The sequence below is a fragment of the Streptomyces sp. NPDC092370 genome, assembly GCF_044755265.1.
Taxonomy (GTDB): domain Bacteria; phylum Actinomycetota; class Actinomycetes; order Streptomycetales; family Streptomycetaceae; genus Streptomyces.
Genome location: NZ_JBIVQO010000008.1, coordinates 1 through 16,746, shown reverse-complemented (window position 1 = coordinate 16,746; position 16,746 = coordinate 1). Strand labels below are relative to the sequence as shown.

Genomic DNA, 16,746 nt, shown 5'->3' with positions numbered 1-16,746 from the left:
AGAACCGGACGGGACTACGTCGTCGAACGCCTCCGCCGCGCCCCCGGCCGCCGCTCGCTCGGCCGCGTCACCGGATCCCCGGCCTCCAGGGCCGCCGCCCGGCGCTTCGCACCGAAGTCGGCCAGGGCTTCGGCCAGCTTGTGGACGGACGGCTCGGGAGCCATCACGTCCACCCGCAGCCCGTGCTCCTCGGCGGTCTTCGCCGTGGCCGGGCCGATACAGGCGATCACGGTGACGTTGTGCGGCTTGCCGGCGATGCCGACCAGGTTCCGCACGGTCGACGACGAGGTGAAGAGAACGGCGTCGAACCCGCCGCCCTTGATCGCCTCACGCGTCTCCGCCGGCGGCGGCGAGGCCCGCACGGTCCGGTAGGCCGTGACGTCGTCGACCTCCCAGCCGAGCTCGATCAGCCCGGCCACCAGCGTCTCCGTGGCGATGTCGGCGCGCGGCAGGAACACTCTGTCGATCGGGTCGAAGACCGGGTCGTAGGGCGGCCAGTCCTCCAGCAGACCGGCGGCCGACTGCTCACCGCTCGGCACCAGGTCCGGCTTCACACCGAACGCGATCAGCGCCTTCGCCGTCTGCTCGCCGACGGCCGCGACCTTGATGCCCGCGAAGGCACGCGCGTCGAGCCCGTACTCCTCGAACTTCTCCCGCACCGCCTTGACCGCGTTCACCGAGGTGAAGGCGATCCACTCGTAGCGGCCGGTCACGAGCCCCTTGACCGCACGCTCCATCTGCTGGGGCGTGCGCGGCGGCTCGACGGCGATCGTCGGCACCTCGTGCGGCACGGCCCCGTACGACCGCAGCTGGTCGGAGAGCGACGCCGCCTGCTCCTTCGTCCGGGGAACGAGCACCTTCCAGCCGAACAGCGGCTTGGACTCGAACCACGCGAGCTGGTCGCGCTGGGCGGCGGCGGAACGCTCACCGACCACGGCTATCACCGGCCGGCCGCCGTCGGGCGAGGGCAGCACCTTGGCCTGCTTCAGCGTCTGCGCGATCGTGCCGAGCGTGGCGGTCCAGGTGCGCTGCCGGGTGGTCGTACCGCCGACGGTGACCGTCATCGGGGTGTCCGGCTTGCGCCCGGCGGAGACGAGCTCGCCGGCCGCCGCGGCGACGGAGTCCAGCGTCGTGGACACGACGACCGTGCCGTCCGACGCCCCGACCTCCGTCCAGCACCGGTCCGACGCCGTCCGCGCGTCCACGAACCGCACGTCCGCGCCCTGCGCGTCCCGCAGCGGCACACCGGCGTAGGCGGGCACACCGACGGCGCTCGCGATACCGGGGACGACCTCGAAGGGCACCCCGGCGGCGACGCACGCCAGCATCTCCTCGGCGGCGTACGTGTCGAGGCCCGGGTCACCGGACACCGCACGCACGACCCGCCTGCCGCCTCGCGCGGCCTCCATGACAAGATGTGCGGCATCCCGCACCGCGGGGACGGGCGCGGTGGTTGACGTGCCGTCAACTACCGTCAGCTGGGGCGCTCCTGTGCCCGGAGCCGGATCCTGGGAAGGATCCGTGTCCGTGTGGACCTCGGAGACGCCCTGCCTGGCGTGCTGACGTACGACGTCGAGCACCTCGTGCTCGGCGACGAGTACGTCCGCGTTCGCCAGCGCCTCCACGGCGCGCAAGGTCAGCAGTCCCGGATCTCCGGGTCCGGCACCCAGGAAGGTGACGTGCCCGTGTTCGGGACCGGCGGAAAGGGCGGTGGGGCTCACTGTGCTCGCTCCCCCATCAGACCGGCCGCGCCCTGGGCGAGCATCTCGGCCGCGAGTTCGCGACCGAGCGCCATTGCCCCGTCGTGCGTCTCGGGCACGGGACCGGTGGTGGACAGCTGCACCATGCGCGTGCCGTCGGTGGTCCCGACGACGGCGCGCAGGCGCATTTCCTTGGCAATCTGCCCGTCGGCCTGGGGGTCCCCCCGCTCAAGCGGATCCGAGAGTGGGGGCAAGTCGGCCAGCGCGCCCACAGGGGCGCTGCAACCGGCTTCCAGGGCGGCGAGCAGTGATCGCTCGGCCGTCACGGCGATCCGCGTGAACGGGTCGTCGAGTTTGGCGAGCGCGGCGACGAGGTCCGCGTTGCCCGCGGTGCACTCGATCGCCAGGGCCCCCTGGCCGGGGGCGGGCAAAACCGTGTCGACCGACAGGAAGTCGGTCACCTCGTCACCGCGGCCGATCCGGTTCAGCCCGGCGGCGGCCAGCACGACTGCGTCGAGTTCGCCGCTGCGCACGAATCCGATGCGGGTGTCGACGTTGCCGCGGATCGGAACCGTCGCTATGTCCAGGGCGTGGCTGCGGGCGTACGCGTTGAGCTGCGCCATGCGGCGCGGCGAGCCCGTACCGATGCGGGCCCCGGGGGGAAGGTCGGTGAACTTCAGCGCGTCCCGGGCGACGATCACGTCCCGCGGGTCCTCCCGGACGGGCACGGCGGCCACGACCAGGTCGTCGGGCTGCGTGGTCGGCAGGTCCTTCAGCGAGTGCACCGCGAAGTCGACCTCGCCCTTGAGCAGCGCGTCGCGCAGGGCGGTGACGAACACGCCGGTGCCGCCGATCTGGGCGAGCGCCTCACGCGAGACATCGCCGTACGTGGTGATCTCGACGAGCTCGACGGGCCGTCCGGTCACCCTGCTCACGGCCTCGGCCACTTGCCCGGACTGGGCCATGGCGAGCCTGCTGCGCCTGGTGCCGAGCCTCAGCGCCTTGTCAGTCATGCCGGCCCTCGGTCTTTCTCGGTGGTGCTGTCCTCGGCCCGGGAGACGGCGGCAACCGTCTCGGGGTCGAGGTCGAACAGGGTCCGCAGCGCGTCCGCGTACCCGGCGCCGCCGGGTTCGGCCGCGAGTTGCTTGACCCGTACGGTCGGCGCGTGGAGCAGTTTGTCGACCACGCGCCGCACGGTCTGGGTGATCTCCGCTCGGTGTTTGTCGTCGAGACCGGGCAGCCGCCCGTCCAGCCGGGCGATCTCGCCGGCCACGACATCGGCGGCCATGGTGCGCAGGGCGACCACGGTCGGTGTGATGTGCGCGGCCCGCAGTGCTGCCCCGAACGCCGCGACCTCGTCGGAGACGATACGCCGGACCTGGTCCACATCGGCAGCCATCGGAGCGCCCGCGGAGGCCTCCGCCAGCGACTCGATGTCCACCAGGCGCACCCCGCCCAGCCGGTGCACGGCCGCGTCGATGTCGCGCGGCATCGCCAGGTCCAGCAGAAAGAGTACGGGCTCGGGCCGCTGCGGCTCCTCGACCGGCTCGGGCCGGCGCCGCTCGGGGATGCGTCCTACGGTGGCGACGGTCGCGGCGAGCGCGGCGATGGCGTCGGTGTCCGCGGCCGGGTCGAGCGTGCCGGGCGTTCCCGGCCGGGCCGGGCCGGGCGCACGCTGGGCGCCGCCCACCGTGCCGTTGTCCACCCACGCCGCGTGCTGCTCCAGGTCGGCGGCGGCCATTCCGGCCACGGCGGCCTCGCCCAGCACGGAGAATCCGGCGGTGCCCTGCACCGAGGACAGCTCCAGCGGGCAGCCGTCCTCGCTGCCGAGGCTGGTGCCCGAAGCACCGCCCCGCTGCGCGCCGGGCCCGGTCGCGGAGCCGGGCTCGCCGCCCGGCGCCCCCGGTCCGTCCTCGCCGGGCACGGCCCGCGGCGCGGGCGTACGTCCCTCGACCGCCTCGGCGACCGACTCGGCCGTCAGGACCAGGCCCGTCGCGCCGGTGCACGAGACGGCGACGTCGGCACGTGTCAGCTCGGCCGGCACCGACTCCATCGGTATCGCTCGGGCCGCCACGTCCGTGTCGTCGCCCTCCATGAGGATCTGGGCGAGGCGCTCGGCGCGGTCGACGGTGCGGTTGGCGACGACGATCTCGGCGACCCCGGCCCGCGCGAGCGTGGCCGCGGCCAGGGAGGACATCGACCCGGCCCCGATGACCAGGGCCTTCTTGCCCCGGGCCCACTGCTGTACGTCGCCGCCCCGGGCCAGCTGCTCCAGGCCGAAGGTGACCAGGGACTGGCCGGCGCGGTCGATGCCGGTCTCGGAGTGGGCGCGCTTGCCGACCCTGAGGGCCTGCTGGAACAGGTCGTTCAGGAGGCGGCCGGCGGAGTGCAGGTCCTGCGCCCGGGCCAGGGAGTCCTTGATCTGGCCGAGGATCTGCCCCTCGCCGACGACCATCGAGTCCAGGCCGCAGGCCACCGAGAACAGATGGTGGACGGCGCGGTCCTCGTAGTGCACGTAGAGATAGGGAGTGAGCTCCTCCAGACCCACCCCGCTGTGCTGGGCGAGCAGCGTGGACAGCTCGGCGACACCGGCGTGGAACTTGTCCACGTCGGCGTAGAGCTCGATGCGGTTGCAGGTGGCGAGCATCGCGGCCTCGGAGGCCGGTTCGGCGGCGACCGTGTCCTGGAGCAGCTTGACCTGCGCGTCCGCGGACAGCGCGGCCCGCTCCAGCACGCTGACCGGGGCGCTGCGGTGGCTCAGCCCGACGACGAGAAGACTCATGCCGGCATCACGGCGGGCATGTCCCCCTCGGGCCCCTGGTCGGCGGAGTCGCTGCGGCGGGCTGCGGCCGGGACGCCACCGTCGGAGGCGGCCTCCTCCCCGGCCTTGCGCTGCTCGTGGAATGCGAGGATCTGCAGCTCGATGGAGAGGTCGACCTTGCGCACGTCGACGCCGTCCGGCACGGACAGCACGGTCGGCGCGAAGTTCAGGATGGAGGTGACACCGGCGGCCACGAGCCGGTCGCAGACCGCCTGGGCGGCACCGGCGGGAGTGGCGATGACACCGATCGACACGCCGTTGTCCTGGATGATCTTCTCCAGGTCGTCGGAGTGCTGCACCGGGATCCCGGCGACGGGCTTGCCGGCCATGGCCGGATCGGCGTCGATCAGCGCGGCGACCCGGAACCCGCGGGAGGCGAAGCCGCCGTAGTTGGCGAGGGCGGCGCCGAGGTTTCCGATACCGACGATCACGACCGGCCAGTCCTGGGTGAGCCCCAGTTCGCGGGAGATCTGGTACACGAGATACTCGACGTCGTAGCCGACACCCCTGGTCCCGTACGACCCGAGGTAGGAGAAGTCCTTGCGCAGCTTCGCGGAGTTGACCCCCGCCGCGGCCGCGAGCTCCTCGGAGGAGACCGTGGGAACCGAGCGCTCCGACAACGCGGTCAGAGCGCGGAGGTACAGCGGAAGCCGGGCGACGGTGGCCTCGGGAATCCCTCGGCTGCGGGTCGCCGGTCGGTGAGTTCGGCCAGTTGCCACGGTGCTCCTGCGGGTAGAGCGGGGCTGTAGGCGGTCATACGTCCCTACATGACCGCCCCGTCGAATGCAGGCTATGCCTTTGTGAACGCGTGCACAAAGATGGTGTCCGATTTGCCCGGCCAACGTGACCGGGGTCACGCGCCCCCGGCGCACGCGCAGGGAACCGGCGCATACGCACCACCGTTCCTTGTCTTTCGAGGGCAAAACCGCACACTCTCCTCAGCGAATCCCGCCCCCGAGACCAAGTCACCATCGATCCTAAGCGACCCGGCGGCCTCTTTGGACTGATCGGTCAGTCGCTCACTGGGTGGGATCAGTCGGTCAGCGCCTTGCGCAGGCGGTCCTCGTTCACGCGCCAGAACGTGTGCTGCCTGCCGTCCACCAGTACGACCGGGATCTGCTCCCAGTACTGGTCGTGCAACTCCCGATCCTCGGTGATGTCCTTCTGCTCCCAGGGGACTCCGAGATCGCCGCACACCTTCTCCACAACGACCTGTGCGTCATCACACAGATGACAGCCGGGCTTGCGGATCAGGGTGACGAGCCGGTCTCGAGGGGGCCTGCGGCGGAAGAGGGGACTCATGTCGGCCATTGTCCCGCGCCAGCGGACAAACGGAACCCTCGCGAAAGCGCCAGGAGGCGCGCCGGCCCCCATCCGCCGGGCGCGGCATCTTTGACGACACGCTTGCCGAGAGTTCACAGGGTCCCAACCTCTCGGCTCCGGAACCACCGAACAAACTGGCTATGCTCACGCCATGGCCGCTCTCGGATGGCTCACTCCCCGTAGGCGCTCCGCCACGGCGCGGAGCGTTTTGGCAGGCGAGGCCTCGGCGGAGGCAGCACGCAAGTCCTCACAGGAAGTCGCCGGCTCGACCGAGGAACCGCAGTTCCCGGTCCACGGCGACGACCGGGCCGCCGCCTTCTTCGACCTGGACAACACCGTCATGCAGGGCGCCGCCCTCTTCCACTTCGGACGCGGTCTGCACAAGCGGAAGTTCTTCGAGACGCGCGACCTCGCGAGGTTCGCCTGGCAGCAGGCATGGTTCCGCCTCGCCGGGGTCGAGGATCCCGAGCACATGCAGGAGGCCCGCGACTCGGCCCTGTCCATCGTCAAGGGCCATCGCGTCGCCGAGCTGCAGTCGATCGGCGAGGAGATCTACGACGAGTACATGGCCGAGCGCATCTGGCCCGGCACCCGCGCCCTCGCCCAGGCCCATCTGGACGCCGGCCAGAAGGTGTGGCTGGTGACGGCCGCCCCCGTCGAGATCGCCACGGTCATCGCCCGCCGCCTCGGTCTGACCGGCGCCCTCGGCACGGTCGCCGAGTCCGTCGACGGCGTCTACACCGGCAAGCTCGTCGGGGAACCGCTGCACGGCCCCGCGAAGGCCGAGGCGGTCCGCGCCCTGGCCGCCGCCGAGGGACTGGACCTCGGCCGCTGCGCCGCCTACAGCGACTCGCACAACGACATCCCGATGCTGTCGCTGGTCGGCCACCCGTACGCCATCAACCCGGACAGCAAACTGCGCAAGCACGCCCGCCGGCTGGAGTGGCGCCTGCGCGACTACCGCACGGGCCGCAAGGCGGCCAAGGTCGGCATCCCGGCCGCGGCGGGCGTCGGCGCGGTCGCCGGCGGGACGGCGGCCGCCATCGCCCTGCACCGACGCCGCCGCTGACCATCCGATCAATCCGGAACACCATCGTTTGCGGGATGACAAACCCCGTAAATCCAACTGGCGTACCCCCACAACCTCGTGTTCAGTCCTCTTGGCTGCACACGGCCACAACACGCCCTGGACTCAGCCGCAATCCGAACCTTTTCGATCAACAAGCGTTCACCTTCCGGCACTGGATCCGGCGTCAATCGGTTACGGAAGCGACGTAATCGATGATTTGAGCAACTCGGTGTAGCAGCGCCTGTACGAAGCGTTATTCTCCTCAGACGCAATCCGGTACCCCTCCGTCGCTACGACGGGTGAAAGGTCCCGCACTGCTCGTGATGGAAGCTCTGCCTCTGGGAGTCCCGTGTACCCACACGTCGGGGTTGACGCCTCGGGCCTGGCTACGCTGCGTACAACGGTCCAAGACCTGTTGCGCGGCTTCGTCCCCACCGCGTACGCCGTCCCCGCATTCGCCACCGCCGCGCCCGTAGGCCCTTGCTACGCACTGGCCGACGGCAGCGCCGCGGTCGGCAGACGAGGGCGCCCGTCCGGCGCGGCCACCGCACGCCGGCCTGCCGCTGACAGCGACAGCGCCCGGATGATGGATCTCGTGGAGCGTGCCCAGGCGGGCGAGTCCGACGCCTTCGGCCGTCTCTACGACCAGTACAGCGACACCGTCTACCGGTACATCTACTACCGGGTCGGAGGAAAGGCGACCGCCGAGGACCTCACCAGCGAGACCTTTCTGCGCGCCCTGCGCCGCATCGGCACCTTCACCTGGCAGGGCCGTGACTTCGGCGCCTGGCTCGTCACCATCGCCCGCAACCTCGTCGCGGACCACTTCAAGTCCAGCCGCTTCCGCCTCGAGGTCACCACCGGCGAGATGCTCGACGCCAACGAGGTCGAGCGCTCCCCCGAAGACTCCGTCCTGGAGTCCCTCTCCAACGCCGCCCTGCTCGACGCCGTACGGCGGCTCAACCCCCAGCAGCAGGAGTGCGTGACGCTCCGCTTCCTCCAGGGCCTCTCCGTGGCCGAGACCGCCCGGGTGATGGGCAAGAACGAGGGCGCCATCAAGACCCTCCAGTACCGGGCCGTCCGCACCCTCGCCCGGCTCCTCCCGGAAGACGCCCGCTGACACCCCCGCACGGACGGCGACACCCAACTCACGTTCCGTGACAGTCCGTTGACTTCGGCATCCGATCAGCCGTCGTCCGTAACCCAAGTGCCACGCCGCTCGTTGTGCGGGATGCAGGCTCCCTGTGGTCACCCCCTGGCCGACTCCGATCACTCGATCGTGTGGTCGTGGTCAGGGTGTGCAACCCTCAGGACCCCCTGGGGAGTCGACCGTCATGACGAGAGGAGGTGCCGCCAGTGATCGCGAACGTATCGGCGCACCGGCGGGCGAACGCCTTCGCCCAGGCCCTGGAGGAGCAGTCCGAGCAGGGCACGGCGGCCGAGCAGCCCGAAGGATCGGCACCGGCCCCGGCAGCCGCCGAATCGAGCGAACAGGCCCGCCATCTGGCGCTGGCCTCGGGTCTCGGCGCGTTGCCCAAGCCGGAGCTCGACCCGGAGGTCAAGGTCGTCCAGCGGGCCCAGCTGGTGGCCGCGTTCGAGGCCATGCTGCAGGAGGGCACCGTGGGCGGCGGGGCGACGGACCGTGCGGTCCCCGAGCAGCGCTCCCGGACCCGTGGCGCTCACCGCGCGAGTTCGCTGAAGAGGTTCCGGCCGCGTTCCCGGCTCGCCAAGGGCCTCACCGCGGGCGGACTCAGTGTCGGGGTGGCCGCGAGCGCCTTCGGCGGCGTCTCCGCCGCCAGCTCGGACGCCCTGCCCGGTGATTCGCTCTACGGCCTCAAGCGCGGCATCGAGGACGTCAAGCTCGGCCTCGCCGACGGATCGGACGAGCGCGGCCGGGTCTATCTCGACCACGCCTCCACCCGGCTCAGCGAAGCCCGGCGTCTGATGGAGCGCGGCCGCAGCGGCCCCCTGGACCACGAGTCCCTCGGCGAGATCCGCCGCGCCCTGTCCGGCATGCGGCACGACGCGTCGGAGGGCCACCGGCTGCTGAGCGAGGCGTACGAGCACGACCCGGACTCGCTCGGCCCCATCCAGGCCCTGTCCGCGTTCTCCCACTCCCACCGCGAGGCCTGGGGGGAACTGCGCGAACGACTGCCCGTTCAGCTCGGAGACGTCAGCGAGCAGGTCTCCTCGGTGTTCGACGCCATAGAGGAGGACGTCGCCCCGCTGCGGTCCCTGCTGCCCGAGCCCCCGGCCACGAGCGGCGGCGACGGCGAGCGGCAGGGTGCCTCCGAGGCGGCCCCCAGCGGCTCCTCCGGCAGCGACCGCTCGACCCGCCCGAGCGACAGCGGCGACAGGCAGAGCGACGAGGGCCGCACCGGCAGCGGCAGCCCGAGCCGTTCGGCCGGCTCCGGCTCCGGCAGCGACGGCCTGCTCGGGGGCAGCACCGGCGGCCTACTCGACCCGCCGAAGGACAAGGGCGGCGAGGCGAGCACCTCCCCGTCGGCGGAAGGCAACACGCCGGTCCCCGAGCCCGACGTGACGCTCCCGCCGCTGCTGCCCGGGCTGCTGCCCGGTCTGGGCGTCGACAGCGAGGACGCGGACTAGGCGACGGCGCGAGAGTGGGGGCGCCCCTTGGAGCAAGGGGCGCCCCCGTCGTCGTACACGGCGAGGATCAGAGGAAGACCGACCGCTGCTGCACCAGCAGCTTGGCCCCTCCTGTCTGCGGCCCTCGCACTTCTCCGCAGAGTTCGGACAGCTGCGCCGGACTCGGCCGGGCGGCTCCGAGCGACCGGCGGCTGTCGCGAACGTCGGAGTCAGAAGAACACCGACCGCCGCTGCACCAGCAGCTTGTACAGCGTGTGCTGGATCTGCTCCCTGACCTGGTCGGTCAGGTTGAACATCAGCATCGGGTCCTCGGCCGCCTCCGGCGGATAGCCGTCCGTGGGGATCGGCTCGCCGAACTGGATCGTCCACTTGGTCGGCAGAGGGATCGCCCCGAGCGGGCCGAGCCACGGGAAGGTGGGCGTGATGGGGAAGTACGGGAAGCCCAGCAGCCGCGCGACCGTCTTGGCGTTGCCGATCATCGGGTAGATCTCCTCCGCCCCCACGATCGAGCAGGGCACGATCGGCGTGCCCGCACGCAGAGCCGTCGAGACGAAACCACCGCGTCCGAAGCGCTGCAGCTTGTAGCGGTCCGCGAAGGGCTTGCCGAGACCCTTGAACCCCTCCGGCATCACCCCGACCACTTCACCCTGTTCCAGCAGCCGTGCCGCGTCCTCGGCGCACGCCAGGGTGTGACCGAGCTTGCGGGCCAGCTCGTTGACCACCGGCAGCATGAAGACCAGGTCCGCGGCGAGCAGCCGCAGATGCCGGCCCGCCGGATGGTTGTCGTGCACGGCGACCTGCATCATCAGCCCGTCCATGGGCAGCGTGCCGGAATGGTTGGCGACGATCAGCGCGCCGCCCTCGGACGGGATGTTCTCGACGCCCTTCACCTCGACCCGGAAATACTTCTCGTACAGCGGGCGCAGCAGGGACATCAGGACCTGGTCGGTGAGCTCCTCGTCGTAGCCGAAGTCGTCGACCTCGTAGTCCCCGGTGAGGCGGCGGCGCAGGAAGGCCAGGCCGCCCGCGATCCGCCGCTCCAGCCCGCCGTCGCCGTCCCGGGAAGGCTCCGGCGGCTGCTCCTCAGAAGTCACAGGAACATCATCCTGCGGATCCGCCCTGGTGGGCAGGGGCTGCACCTCGCGGACCGGCACGGACTCCGTGCCCGGGCGGCGGTTCCCGGCGCTCCGGCGCCGCTGGGGGCGCTGCGCGGCGCTCCCGCGGGACCGGTCGTCGTCGAACGGAATGACCTTGGCGTCCGCCATCGTTGATGCGCTCCTCAGTTGGCGCTCTGCGTCGGGGAGTGTCCGCCGCCCGCGAGAGGCAGGTCGGCGATCCGGTCCACGGCCCCCGCGAGGGCCTCCGGCGGAAGAAGTCCGGGACCCTGGCTCCGGGCGAAGTCCGCGAACGTCTCCGCGGTCGTGTATTTGGGCTGGAATCCCAGCGTCTCGCGCATCTGGCCCGTCGCCACGACCCGGCCGTGGGTGAGCAGCCGGATCTGCTCGGGCGAGAAGTCCGTCATACCCAGCGTACGCACCAGTGAGCCCGCCCAGGTGACGGCCGGGAGCAGCAGGGGCACGGTGGGACGCCCGAGGCGCCGGGAGCACTGGGAGAGCAGGAGCACGCCGTCGCCGGCGATGTTGAAGGTGCCGCTGTTGAGCGTGCCCCGCCGGGGTTCGTGCGAGCCGATCCGCAACACCTCGATCACGTCGTCCTCGTGCACGAACTGCAGCCGCGGGTCGTAGCCGAACACGGTCGGCAGGACCGGCAGCGCGAAGTACGAGGCGAGCGGTGTGTCGGCGGCCGGGCCCAGGATGTTGGCGAACCGCAGCACGCACACGGCCACATCGGGCCTGCGGCGCGCGAAGCCACGGACGTACCCCTCGACCTCGACGGTGTCCTTGGCGAAGCCGCCGCTGGGCAGGGACTTGGGCGGGGTCGTCTCGGTGAAGACGGCCGGGTCGCGGGGTGCGGAGCCGTAGACGTTGGTGCTGGACTTCACGACCAGTCGTCGCACGGCCGGGGACTTCTGGCAGGCACCGAGCAGCTGCATGGTGCCGATGACGTTGTTCTCCTTCAGGGACGTCCGGTTGCCGCTGCCCAGCGGCGTGCCCGTCACGTCCAGGTGGACGATCGTGTCGGCACCCGTCTCGGCGAGCACGCGCGCGATGGTGGGCTGCCGGATGTCGGCCTGGACGAAGTCCGCACCACCCAGATGGTGCTCGGGCGGCACCGCGTCCACGGCGACGACCCGGTCCACCTCGGGGTCCCGCTGGATCCGCCGGACGAACCGGCCCCCCAGCTGGCGGGCCACTCCGGTCACGAGCACGACCTTGCCCAAGATCAGCGCCTTCCTTCCAGAACCTCTTGTCCCGCGCGTTCCCCCGTGGGGCCAACTTAGCGGGTCGTCGTCGCGCTGTGATGACCGCCTGATGCGTGAAGTGACCGAAGCCGGCCGGACGGCGGGAGGGGATATGCGTGTGGCCCCCCACCGGTGGTGAGGGGCCACAGCAACGCTCTCGCGGCGTCCGCGTCGCGAACTTACTTCTTGTTGCGACGCTGAACGCGCGTGCGCTTGAGCAGCTTGCGGTGCTTCTTCTTCGCCATCCGCTTGCGCCGCTTCTTGATAACAGAGCCCACGACTACCCTCGCTCACTTCTCATCACTCGGTGTTTGGGCGCCATGGGCCCATACGACCTACGAGGGGTCAGCCTACCCGTCCGAGCGCTGAGGTCGTAATCGAGGAGGCCGGGGGGATCCCGACGTGCCCTGTGGGGATCACCCCGGCCCTGCCGTCAGGCGGTTTCCACCCCCACATAGCTCTCGCGGAGGTACTCGTGAACCGCTTGCTCCGGGACGCGGAAGGACCGCCCCACACGGATCGCGGGCAGATGACCGCTGTGCACCAATCGGTACACGGTCATCTTCGACACTCGCATCACCGAGGCGACTTCCGCCACGGTTAGGAACTGAACCTCGTTCAGAGGCCTCTCGCCAGCTGCAGCCATGACACACCTGAACCTTCCGCACTCGACGGCCACCGGCTTCCCCTTCCGGTGACTCTTCGTCGCTGCGTGCTCACTCCCCAATGTAGGGGCCAGTGATGCGAGTGGGGAAGAGGTGCACCCATCGGCGGCCTACTGTGACAGACACGCCCGATTGAGTACGTAGCGGGTAAGCGGCAGGTAGTAATCAGACCGCACGCCGTCATCAAGCGGAACGACGACCGACACGGACCCCTCGGCCTCTCCCACGAACAGCGCCGGGTCGTTCGTATCGGCCGGCCCGATGGCCTCGAACCCCAGCTGACCTGCTCCGCAGACCCACCCGTGGTCCCCGATCACGAGCTCGGGAAGAGGGCCACCGGCCTCCGCGCAAGCGGCCAGTACGGTACGAACCGGGAGAGGTGAGTGCGTATGTGCGCCGGGCTCACAACCGGGGCGTTCCGCTCCCGAGGTCCGCACGAGCGCGACTCCTCGTACGTAGTCGAGGTTGTACGTGCGTAGGCCGAACCGGGTCGTTATGTCGACACGGCGACCCTGCGCGGGGGTGAGGACGGCACATCCCGCCGCCGACAGCGCGTCTGCCAGAGCGCCGTAGAAACCGAGCAGGGTGTGCGGGTGCCCGGTGCCGAGGAGCACGGGGGCACGGCGCCGGGCGGCCTCGGCGAGGCGTTCCGCGAAGGCGTCCAGCGCCGCCAGGGTCCGCTCCGGATCGATCACGTCCTGGCCGGAAACCTGCCGGGAATCGGCTGAAACACCGCACCGGTCCGCCATCAGCTCGATCAACTCCCGCTGCCGCCACGGCCCTTCGGGATCGATACCGAGCAGCACACGAGGGTCCCGGGCGGCGAAGAGCCGGTAGCTGCGCAGGCTCGCCTCGCGAGAGGTCGCCACGGTCCCGGCGAGCCGTGCGCCCACCAGATGCGCACGCAGGGCTTCGGTGGTCAGCACAGGAAGATCGTGCGTGATCGGCGCTCCGCCTGTCCCGGGAACCGCCGAACACCGCACGGTCGGCCTACGGCGGGCCTCACCGCCTCACGCCAGCAGCCCCCGCAGCGGGAACACCGCCCGCCGGGCCGCCAGCACCGCCTGGTCCAGCCGGTCCGCGGGATCGTAGCCCTCCTCCCAGCCGCTCCAGGAGACGGGCCAGCGCCCGTCCGTCATCCGGGCCGGGGCCAACTGCCGCGTCTTGGCGAACACTTCCTGCCGCCAGCCCTCGGGGATCATCACTTCGGGCTCCACGGCCCGGCCGGCCGCGATCGCGACCAGATGCGTCCACGAGCGCGGCACCACGTCGACCACCGCGTAGCCGCCCCCGCCCAGGGCAACCCACCGCCCGCCGGCGTACTCGTGCGCCAGGTCGTGACAGGCCATCTGCACCGCCCGCTGCGCGTCCAGCGACACCGCCAGGTGCGCCAGCGGATCCTCGAAGTGCGTATCGGCCCCGTGCTGCGTCACCAGCACCTGCGGCCGGAAGTCCGCGATCAGCTCCGGCACGACCGCGTGGAACGCCCGCAGCCACCCCGCGTCCCCGGTCCCGGCCGGCAGCGCCACGTTCGCCGCCGAGCCCTCCGCGGAGTCCGCCCCGGTCTCCTCCGGCCACCCGGTCTGCGGGAACAACGTCCGGGGATGCTCGTGCAGGGAGATCGTCAGCACCCGCGGGTCATCCCAGAACGCCGCCTGGACCCCGTCCCCGTGATGCACGTCGACGTCGATGTACGCGACCCGCTCGGCCCCGAGCTCCAGCAGCCGCGCGATGGCCAGCGAGGCGTCGTTGTAGATGCAGAACCCGGACGCCCCGCCCGGCATCGCGTGGTGCAGCCCGCCCGCGAAGTTCACCGCGTGCAGCGCCTCACCGCGCCACACCGCCTCCGCCGCCCCCACCGACTGCCCGGCGATCAGCGACGACACCTCGTGCATCCCGGCGAACGCCGGATCGTCCAGCGTCCCCAGCCCGTACGACTGATCCGCCGCCGCCGGATCCACCGACGCGGCCTTCACCGCGCCGATGTAGTCCTCCCGGTGGACCAGCCGCAGCGTCGACTCCCCGGCCGCCTTCGCGGCGACGACCTCCACCTCGCGGTCCAGCCCGAAGGCGCCGACCAGTGCCCGGGTCAGGGCGAGCCGGACCGGGTCCATCGGATGCCCCGGACCGAAGTCATAGCCCGTTACTGCCTCGTCCCACATCAGCTGTGCGCGGCCGCTCATGCCCGCCACCGTATCGGTCCGGTGGAGCCGCGAACGACCGGGCGTACACCAGCGTCACCAGCACCAACACCATCGGCACGAGCATGGCCCCTCGGTAGCTCCACAGATCTCCGAGCGCCCCGACCAACGGCGAACCGATCAAGAACCCCACATAGTTGAAGACATTCAACCGCGCGACAGCCGCGTCCGAAGCCCCGGGGAACAGCCTGCCCGCCGCCGCGAACGTCTGCGGCACCAGCACGCACAATCCCAGTCCCAGCAGCGTGAACCCCAGCATCCCGAGCCACGCCCCCGGCGCCACGGCCACCACGGCGAACCCGCCCGCCGCCACCAGCGCTCCACCCCGTACGACCGCCGCGGCCCCGAAGCGCCGCACCCCGAGGTCCCCGATCGCCCGCCCCAGCAGCGTGGTGACCATGTACACGTTGTACGGCACCGTCGCCATCTGCTCGGAGCTGCCCAGCACGTCCTGGAGGTACTTGGCACTCCAGTTGGAGACCGTCGAGTCCCCGATGTACGCGACCGTCATCACCAGACACAACGGAAACAACCACTTGAAGACGACCGCCTGCCCCTCCCCGGTCTTCTCCTCCCCCGCAGGCGCCACGTCCCGGTCGTCGACATACCACCGGCTCCCCACCAGCACGGCCGGCAGCAGCACCAGCACGACCGGCAGGTACGACACCCACAACGCGAGCTGCCAGTGGGCCCCCACCCACGCCAGCGACGCCCCGACGATCCCGCCCAGGCTGTACGCCGCGTGGAAGCTGAGCATGATGCTGCGTCCGTACGACCGCTGGAGGCTCACGCCGAGCATGTTCATCGACGCGTCCAGCACCCCGACGGCGAGCCCGAACGCCGCCAGCGCCACCCCGAGCTCCACCATCCGCTCCCCGGCCCCGACGCCGAGCAGCGCCAGCAGCACCACCGGCTGGGACCACCGCAGCAGCAGGCTCGGCCGCACCCGCTTCACCAGCCGCTCGGTGGTGACGCTCCCGACCCCGGCGAGGATCGGCACCGCGGCCAGAAACGCGGGCAGCAGCGCGTCGGAGACCCCGTACCGGTCCTGGATGGCCGGGATCCTCGTCACGAGCAGAGCGAAGGCGACTCCCTGCGCCAAGAAGCTGAACGCCAGCGAGGCCCTGCCGCGCCGCAGCACATCAGTCATGGCGGCGAGCGTAGGGCCCCGGCTTACCCGTGGGTAGATCCAGCCAAAGATGAATGTGCCTCACCTACGCCGCCGTTGGGCTCGAGCGGTCAGGGTGTCAGACGAGCAGACCGGTCAACTCGGCCATGTCGGAGAAGAGTTGATTGGCCTCGGCGAGCTTCTCCGCCGGTGTCATGGCGGTGAACCCGTACACGTCCATGCCGGCCGCGACGGCCGCCCGCACCCCCAGCGGACTGTCCTCCACGACGACACACCGCCCGGGCGCCACGCCCATCCGCTCGGCGGCGTACAGGAACAGGTCGGGGGCCGGCTTGCCTCGCCCCACGTCCTGCGAGCTGAAGATCCGGCCCTCGTCGAACCACCGGTCGAGCCCTGTCGTCCGATGCCCCACCCGGATCCGCTCATGACTCCCGGAGGACGCGACACAGTACGGCACCCCGTCCGCGGTCAGCTTCTCCAGGACGTCGGAGGCCCCGGCCACGGCCACCAGTTCCCGCTCGAACGCCGCGAACACCCGCGCGTGAAAAACGTCGTCGAAGTTCTCCGGGAGCCGCTGCCCGGTCCGCTCGAGTACCAGCTCATGGATCCGGTGCATGGCCGAACCCATGTAGTCCCTGATGGACTCCTCGTACGAGGTGGGGTGTCCCAGCTCGGTGAGGTACGCCGCGAGCAACCGGTTGGAGATGGGCTCACTGTCGACGAGTACGCCGTCATTGTCGAAGATCACGAGGTCATAGCGCATGAATGGAGCCTAAACGCAGAAAACCCCCGCATCCGAAGATGCGGGGGTTTTCCCAAAAATTGTTCGGCGGCGTCCTACTCTCCCACAGGGTCCCCCCTGCAGTACC

The 16,746-nt window shown here is 70.9% G+C and carries 16 protein-coding genes; 3 read left to right on the top strand and 13 right to left on the bottom strand.

The window, feature by feature from the left end:
- Window positions 1–14: 14 nt before the first annotated feature.
- The 5 genes from ACIQHQ_RS23530 to ACIQHQ_RS23510 form a co-directional block, all read right to left on the bottom strand.
- Window positions 15–1,721 carry a uroporphyrinogen-III synthase gene (locus tag ACIQHQ_RS23530; RefSeq protein ID WP_402614594.1) on the bottom strand — a complete coding sequence of 569 codons (1,707 nt, stop codon included), beginning with the start codon at window positions 1,719–1,721 and terminating at the stop codon, window positions 15–17.
- Window positions 1,718–2,713 carry a hydroxymethylbilane synthase gene (gene hemC, locus ACIQHQ_RS23525; RefSeq protein ID WP_402614591.1) on the bottom strand — a complete coding sequence of 332 codons (996 nt, stop codon included), beginning with the start codon at window positions 2,711–2,713 and terminating at the stop codon, window positions 1,718–1,720. Before hemC ends, ACIQHQ_RS23530 begins: the two co-directional genes overlap by 4 nt.
- A complete protein-coding gene (locus ACIQHQ_RS23520) occupies window positions 2,710–4,482 on the bottom strand; it encodes a glutamyl-tRNA reductase (RefSeq protein ID WP_402614588.1) in 1,773 nt (590 codons plus the stop codon). The genes hemC and ACIQHQ_RS23520 overlap by 4 nt, the downstream gene beginning before the upstream one ends.
- Window positions 4,479–5,240, bottom strand: coding sequence for a redox-sensing transcriptional repressor Rex (locus ACIQHQ_RS23515; protein ID WP_402614585.1), 762 nt, complete (start codon window positions 5,238–5,240; stop codon window positions 4,479–4,481). The genes ACIQHQ_RS23520 and ACIQHQ_RS23515 overlap by 4 nt, the downstream gene beginning before the upstream one ends.
- Window positions 5,241–5,553: 313 nt before the next feature.
- Window positions 5,554–5,832, bottom strand: coding sequence for a glutaredoxin family protein (locus ACIQHQ_RS23510; protein WP_086603661.1), 279 nt, complete (start codon window positions 5,830–5,832; stop codon window positions 5,554–5,556).
- A gap of 163 nt (window positions 5,833–5,995) precedes the next feature.
- Here ACIQHQ_RS23510 and ACIQHQ_RS23505 point away from each other — a divergent pair, with 163 nt between their 5' ends.
- The 3 genes from ACIQHQ_RS23505 to ACIQHQ_RS23495 all read left to right on the top strand — a co-directional run bounded on the left by ACIQHQ_RS23505 (window position 5,996) and on the right by ACIQHQ_RS23495 (window position 9,520).
- Entirely contained in the window at window positions 5,996–6,913 is a 918-nt protein-coding gene (locus ACIQHQ_RS23505) for an HAD family hydrolase (RefSeq protein WP_402614582.1), read from the top strand.
- Between the two features lie 349 nt (window positions 6,914–7,262).
- A complete protein-coding gene (locus tag ACIQHQ_RS23500) occupies window positions 7,263–8,033 on the top strand; it encodes an ECF subfamily RNA polymerase sigma factor, BldN family (protein WP_306928396.1) in 771 nt (256 codons plus the stop codon).
- A 236-nt stretch (window positions 8,034–8,269) separates the two neighbouring features.
- Window positions 8,270–9,520 (top strand): DUF5667 domain-containing protein, encoded by a 1,251-nt coding sequence (locus tag ACIQHQ_RS23495; RefSeq protein WP_402614578.1) that lies wholly within the window; start codon window positions 8,270–8,272, stop codon window positions 9,518–9,520.
- A gap of 209 nt (window positions 9,521–9,729) precedes the next feature.
- Here the strand turns inward: ACIQHQ_RS23495 and ACIQHQ_RS23490 are convergent, their stop codons facing one another.
- The 8 genes from ACIQHQ_RS23490 to ACIQHQ_RS23455 all read right to left on the bottom strand — a co-directional run bounded on the left by ACIQHQ_RS23490 (window position 9,730) and on the right by ACIQHQ_RS23455 (window position 16,640).
- Entirely contained in the window at window positions 9,730–10,785 is a 1,056-nt protein-coding gene (locus tag ACIQHQ_RS23490) for a lysophospholipid acyltransferase family protein (protein ID WP_402614576.1), read from the bottom strand.
- A 14-nt stretch (window positions 10,786–10,799) separates the two neighbouring features.
- Window positions 10,800–11,861, bottom strand: coding sequence for an NAD-dependent epimerase/dehydratase family protein (locus ACIQHQ_RS23485; RefSeq protein ID WP_402614573.1), 1,062 nt, complete (start codon window positions 11,859–11,861; stop codon window positions 10,800–10,802).
- 200 nt (window positions 11,862–12,061) lie between these two features.
- Window positions 12,062–12,160, bottom strand: coding sequence for a 30S ribosomal protein bS22 (locus tag ACIQHQ_RS23480; protein WP_003948845.1), 99 nt, complete (start codon window positions 12,158–12,160; stop codon window positions 12,062–12,064).
- Between the two features lie 155 nt (window positions 12,161–12,315).
- A complete protein-coding gene (locus tag ACIQHQ_RS23475; RefSeq protein ID WP_004984898.1) occupies window positions 12,316–12,528 on the bottom strand; it encodes a helix-turn-helix domain-containing protein in 213 nt (70 codons plus the stop codon).
- Between the two features lie 129 nt (window positions 12,529–12,657).
- A complete protein-coding gene (locus ACIQHQ_RS23470) occupies window positions 12,658–13,473 on the bottom strand; it encodes a phosphatase (protein WP_402614570.1) in 816 nt (271 codons plus the stop codon).
- 84 nt (window positions 13,474–13,557) lie between these two features.
- Window positions 13,558–14,730 (bottom strand): acetoin utilization protein AcuC, encoded by a 1,173-nt coding sequence (locus ACIQHQ_RS23465; protein ID WP_402614567.1) that lies wholly within the window; start codon window positions 14,728–14,730, stop codon window positions 13,558–13,560.
- On the bottom strand, window positions 14,681–15,898 hold the full coding sequence (locus tag ACIQHQ_RS23460) for an MFS transporter (protein WP_402614564.1): 1,218 nt from the start codon (window positions 15,896–15,898) through the stop codon (window positions 14,681–14,683). The genes ACIQHQ_RS23465 and ACIQHQ_RS23460 overlap by 50 nt, the downstream gene beginning before the upstream one ends.
- A gap of 97 nt (window positions 15,899–15,995) precedes the next feature.
- Window positions 15,996–16,640 carry an HAD family hydrolase gene (locus ACIQHQ_RS23455; protein ID WP_402614561.1) on the bottom strand — a complete coding sequence of 215 codons (645 nt, stop codon included), beginning with the start codon at window positions 16,638–16,640 and terminating at the stop codon, window positions 15,996–15,998.
- Between the last annotated feature and the right edge of the window lie 106 nt (window positions 16,641–16,746).

What these genes read in the sequence shown, in the direction of transcription:
- ACIQHQ_RS23490 (WP_402614576.1), bottom strand. Translation starts at nt 10,785, where the DNA reads ATGGCGGACGCCAAGGTCATTCCGTTCGACGACGACCGGTCCCGCGGG.
- ACIQHQ_RS23520 (WP_402614588.1), bottom strand. Translation starts at nt 4,482, where the DNA reads ATGAGTCTTCTCGTCGTCGGGCTGAGCCACCGCAGCGCCCCGGTCAGC.
- ACIQHQ_RS23505 (WP_402614582.1), top strand. Translation starts at nt 5,996, where the DNA reads ATGGCCGCTCTCGGATGGCTCACTCCCCGTAGGCGCTCCGCCACGGCG.
- ACIQHQ_RS23460 (WP_402614564.1), bottom strand. Translation starts at nt 15,898, where the DNA reads ATGACTGATGTGCTGCGGCGCGGCAGGGCCTCGCTGGCGTTCAGCTTC.
- ACIQHQ_RS23510 (WP_086603661.1), bottom strand. Translation starts at nt 5,832, where the DNA reads ATGGCCGACATGAGTCCCCTCTTCCGCCGCAGGCCCCCTCGAGACCGG.
- ACIQHQ_RS23475 (WP_004984898.1), bottom strand. Translation starts at nt 12,528, where the DNA reads ATGGCTGCAGCTGGCGAGAGGCCTCTGAACGAGGTTCAGTTCCTAACC.
- ACIQHQ_RS23455 (WP_402614561.1), bottom strand. Translation starts at nt 16,640, where the DNA reads ATGCGCTATGACCTCGTGATCTTCGACAATGACGGCGTACTCGTCGAC.
- ACIQHQ_RS23465 (WP_402614567.1), bottom strand. Translation starts at nt 14,730, where the DNA reads ATGAGCGGCCGCGCACAGCTGATGTGGGACGAGGCAGTAACGGGCTAT.
- hemC (WP_402614591.1), bottom strand. Translation starts at nt 2,713, where the DNA reads ATGACTGACAAGGCGCTGAGGCTCGGCACCAGGCGCAGCAGGCTCGCC.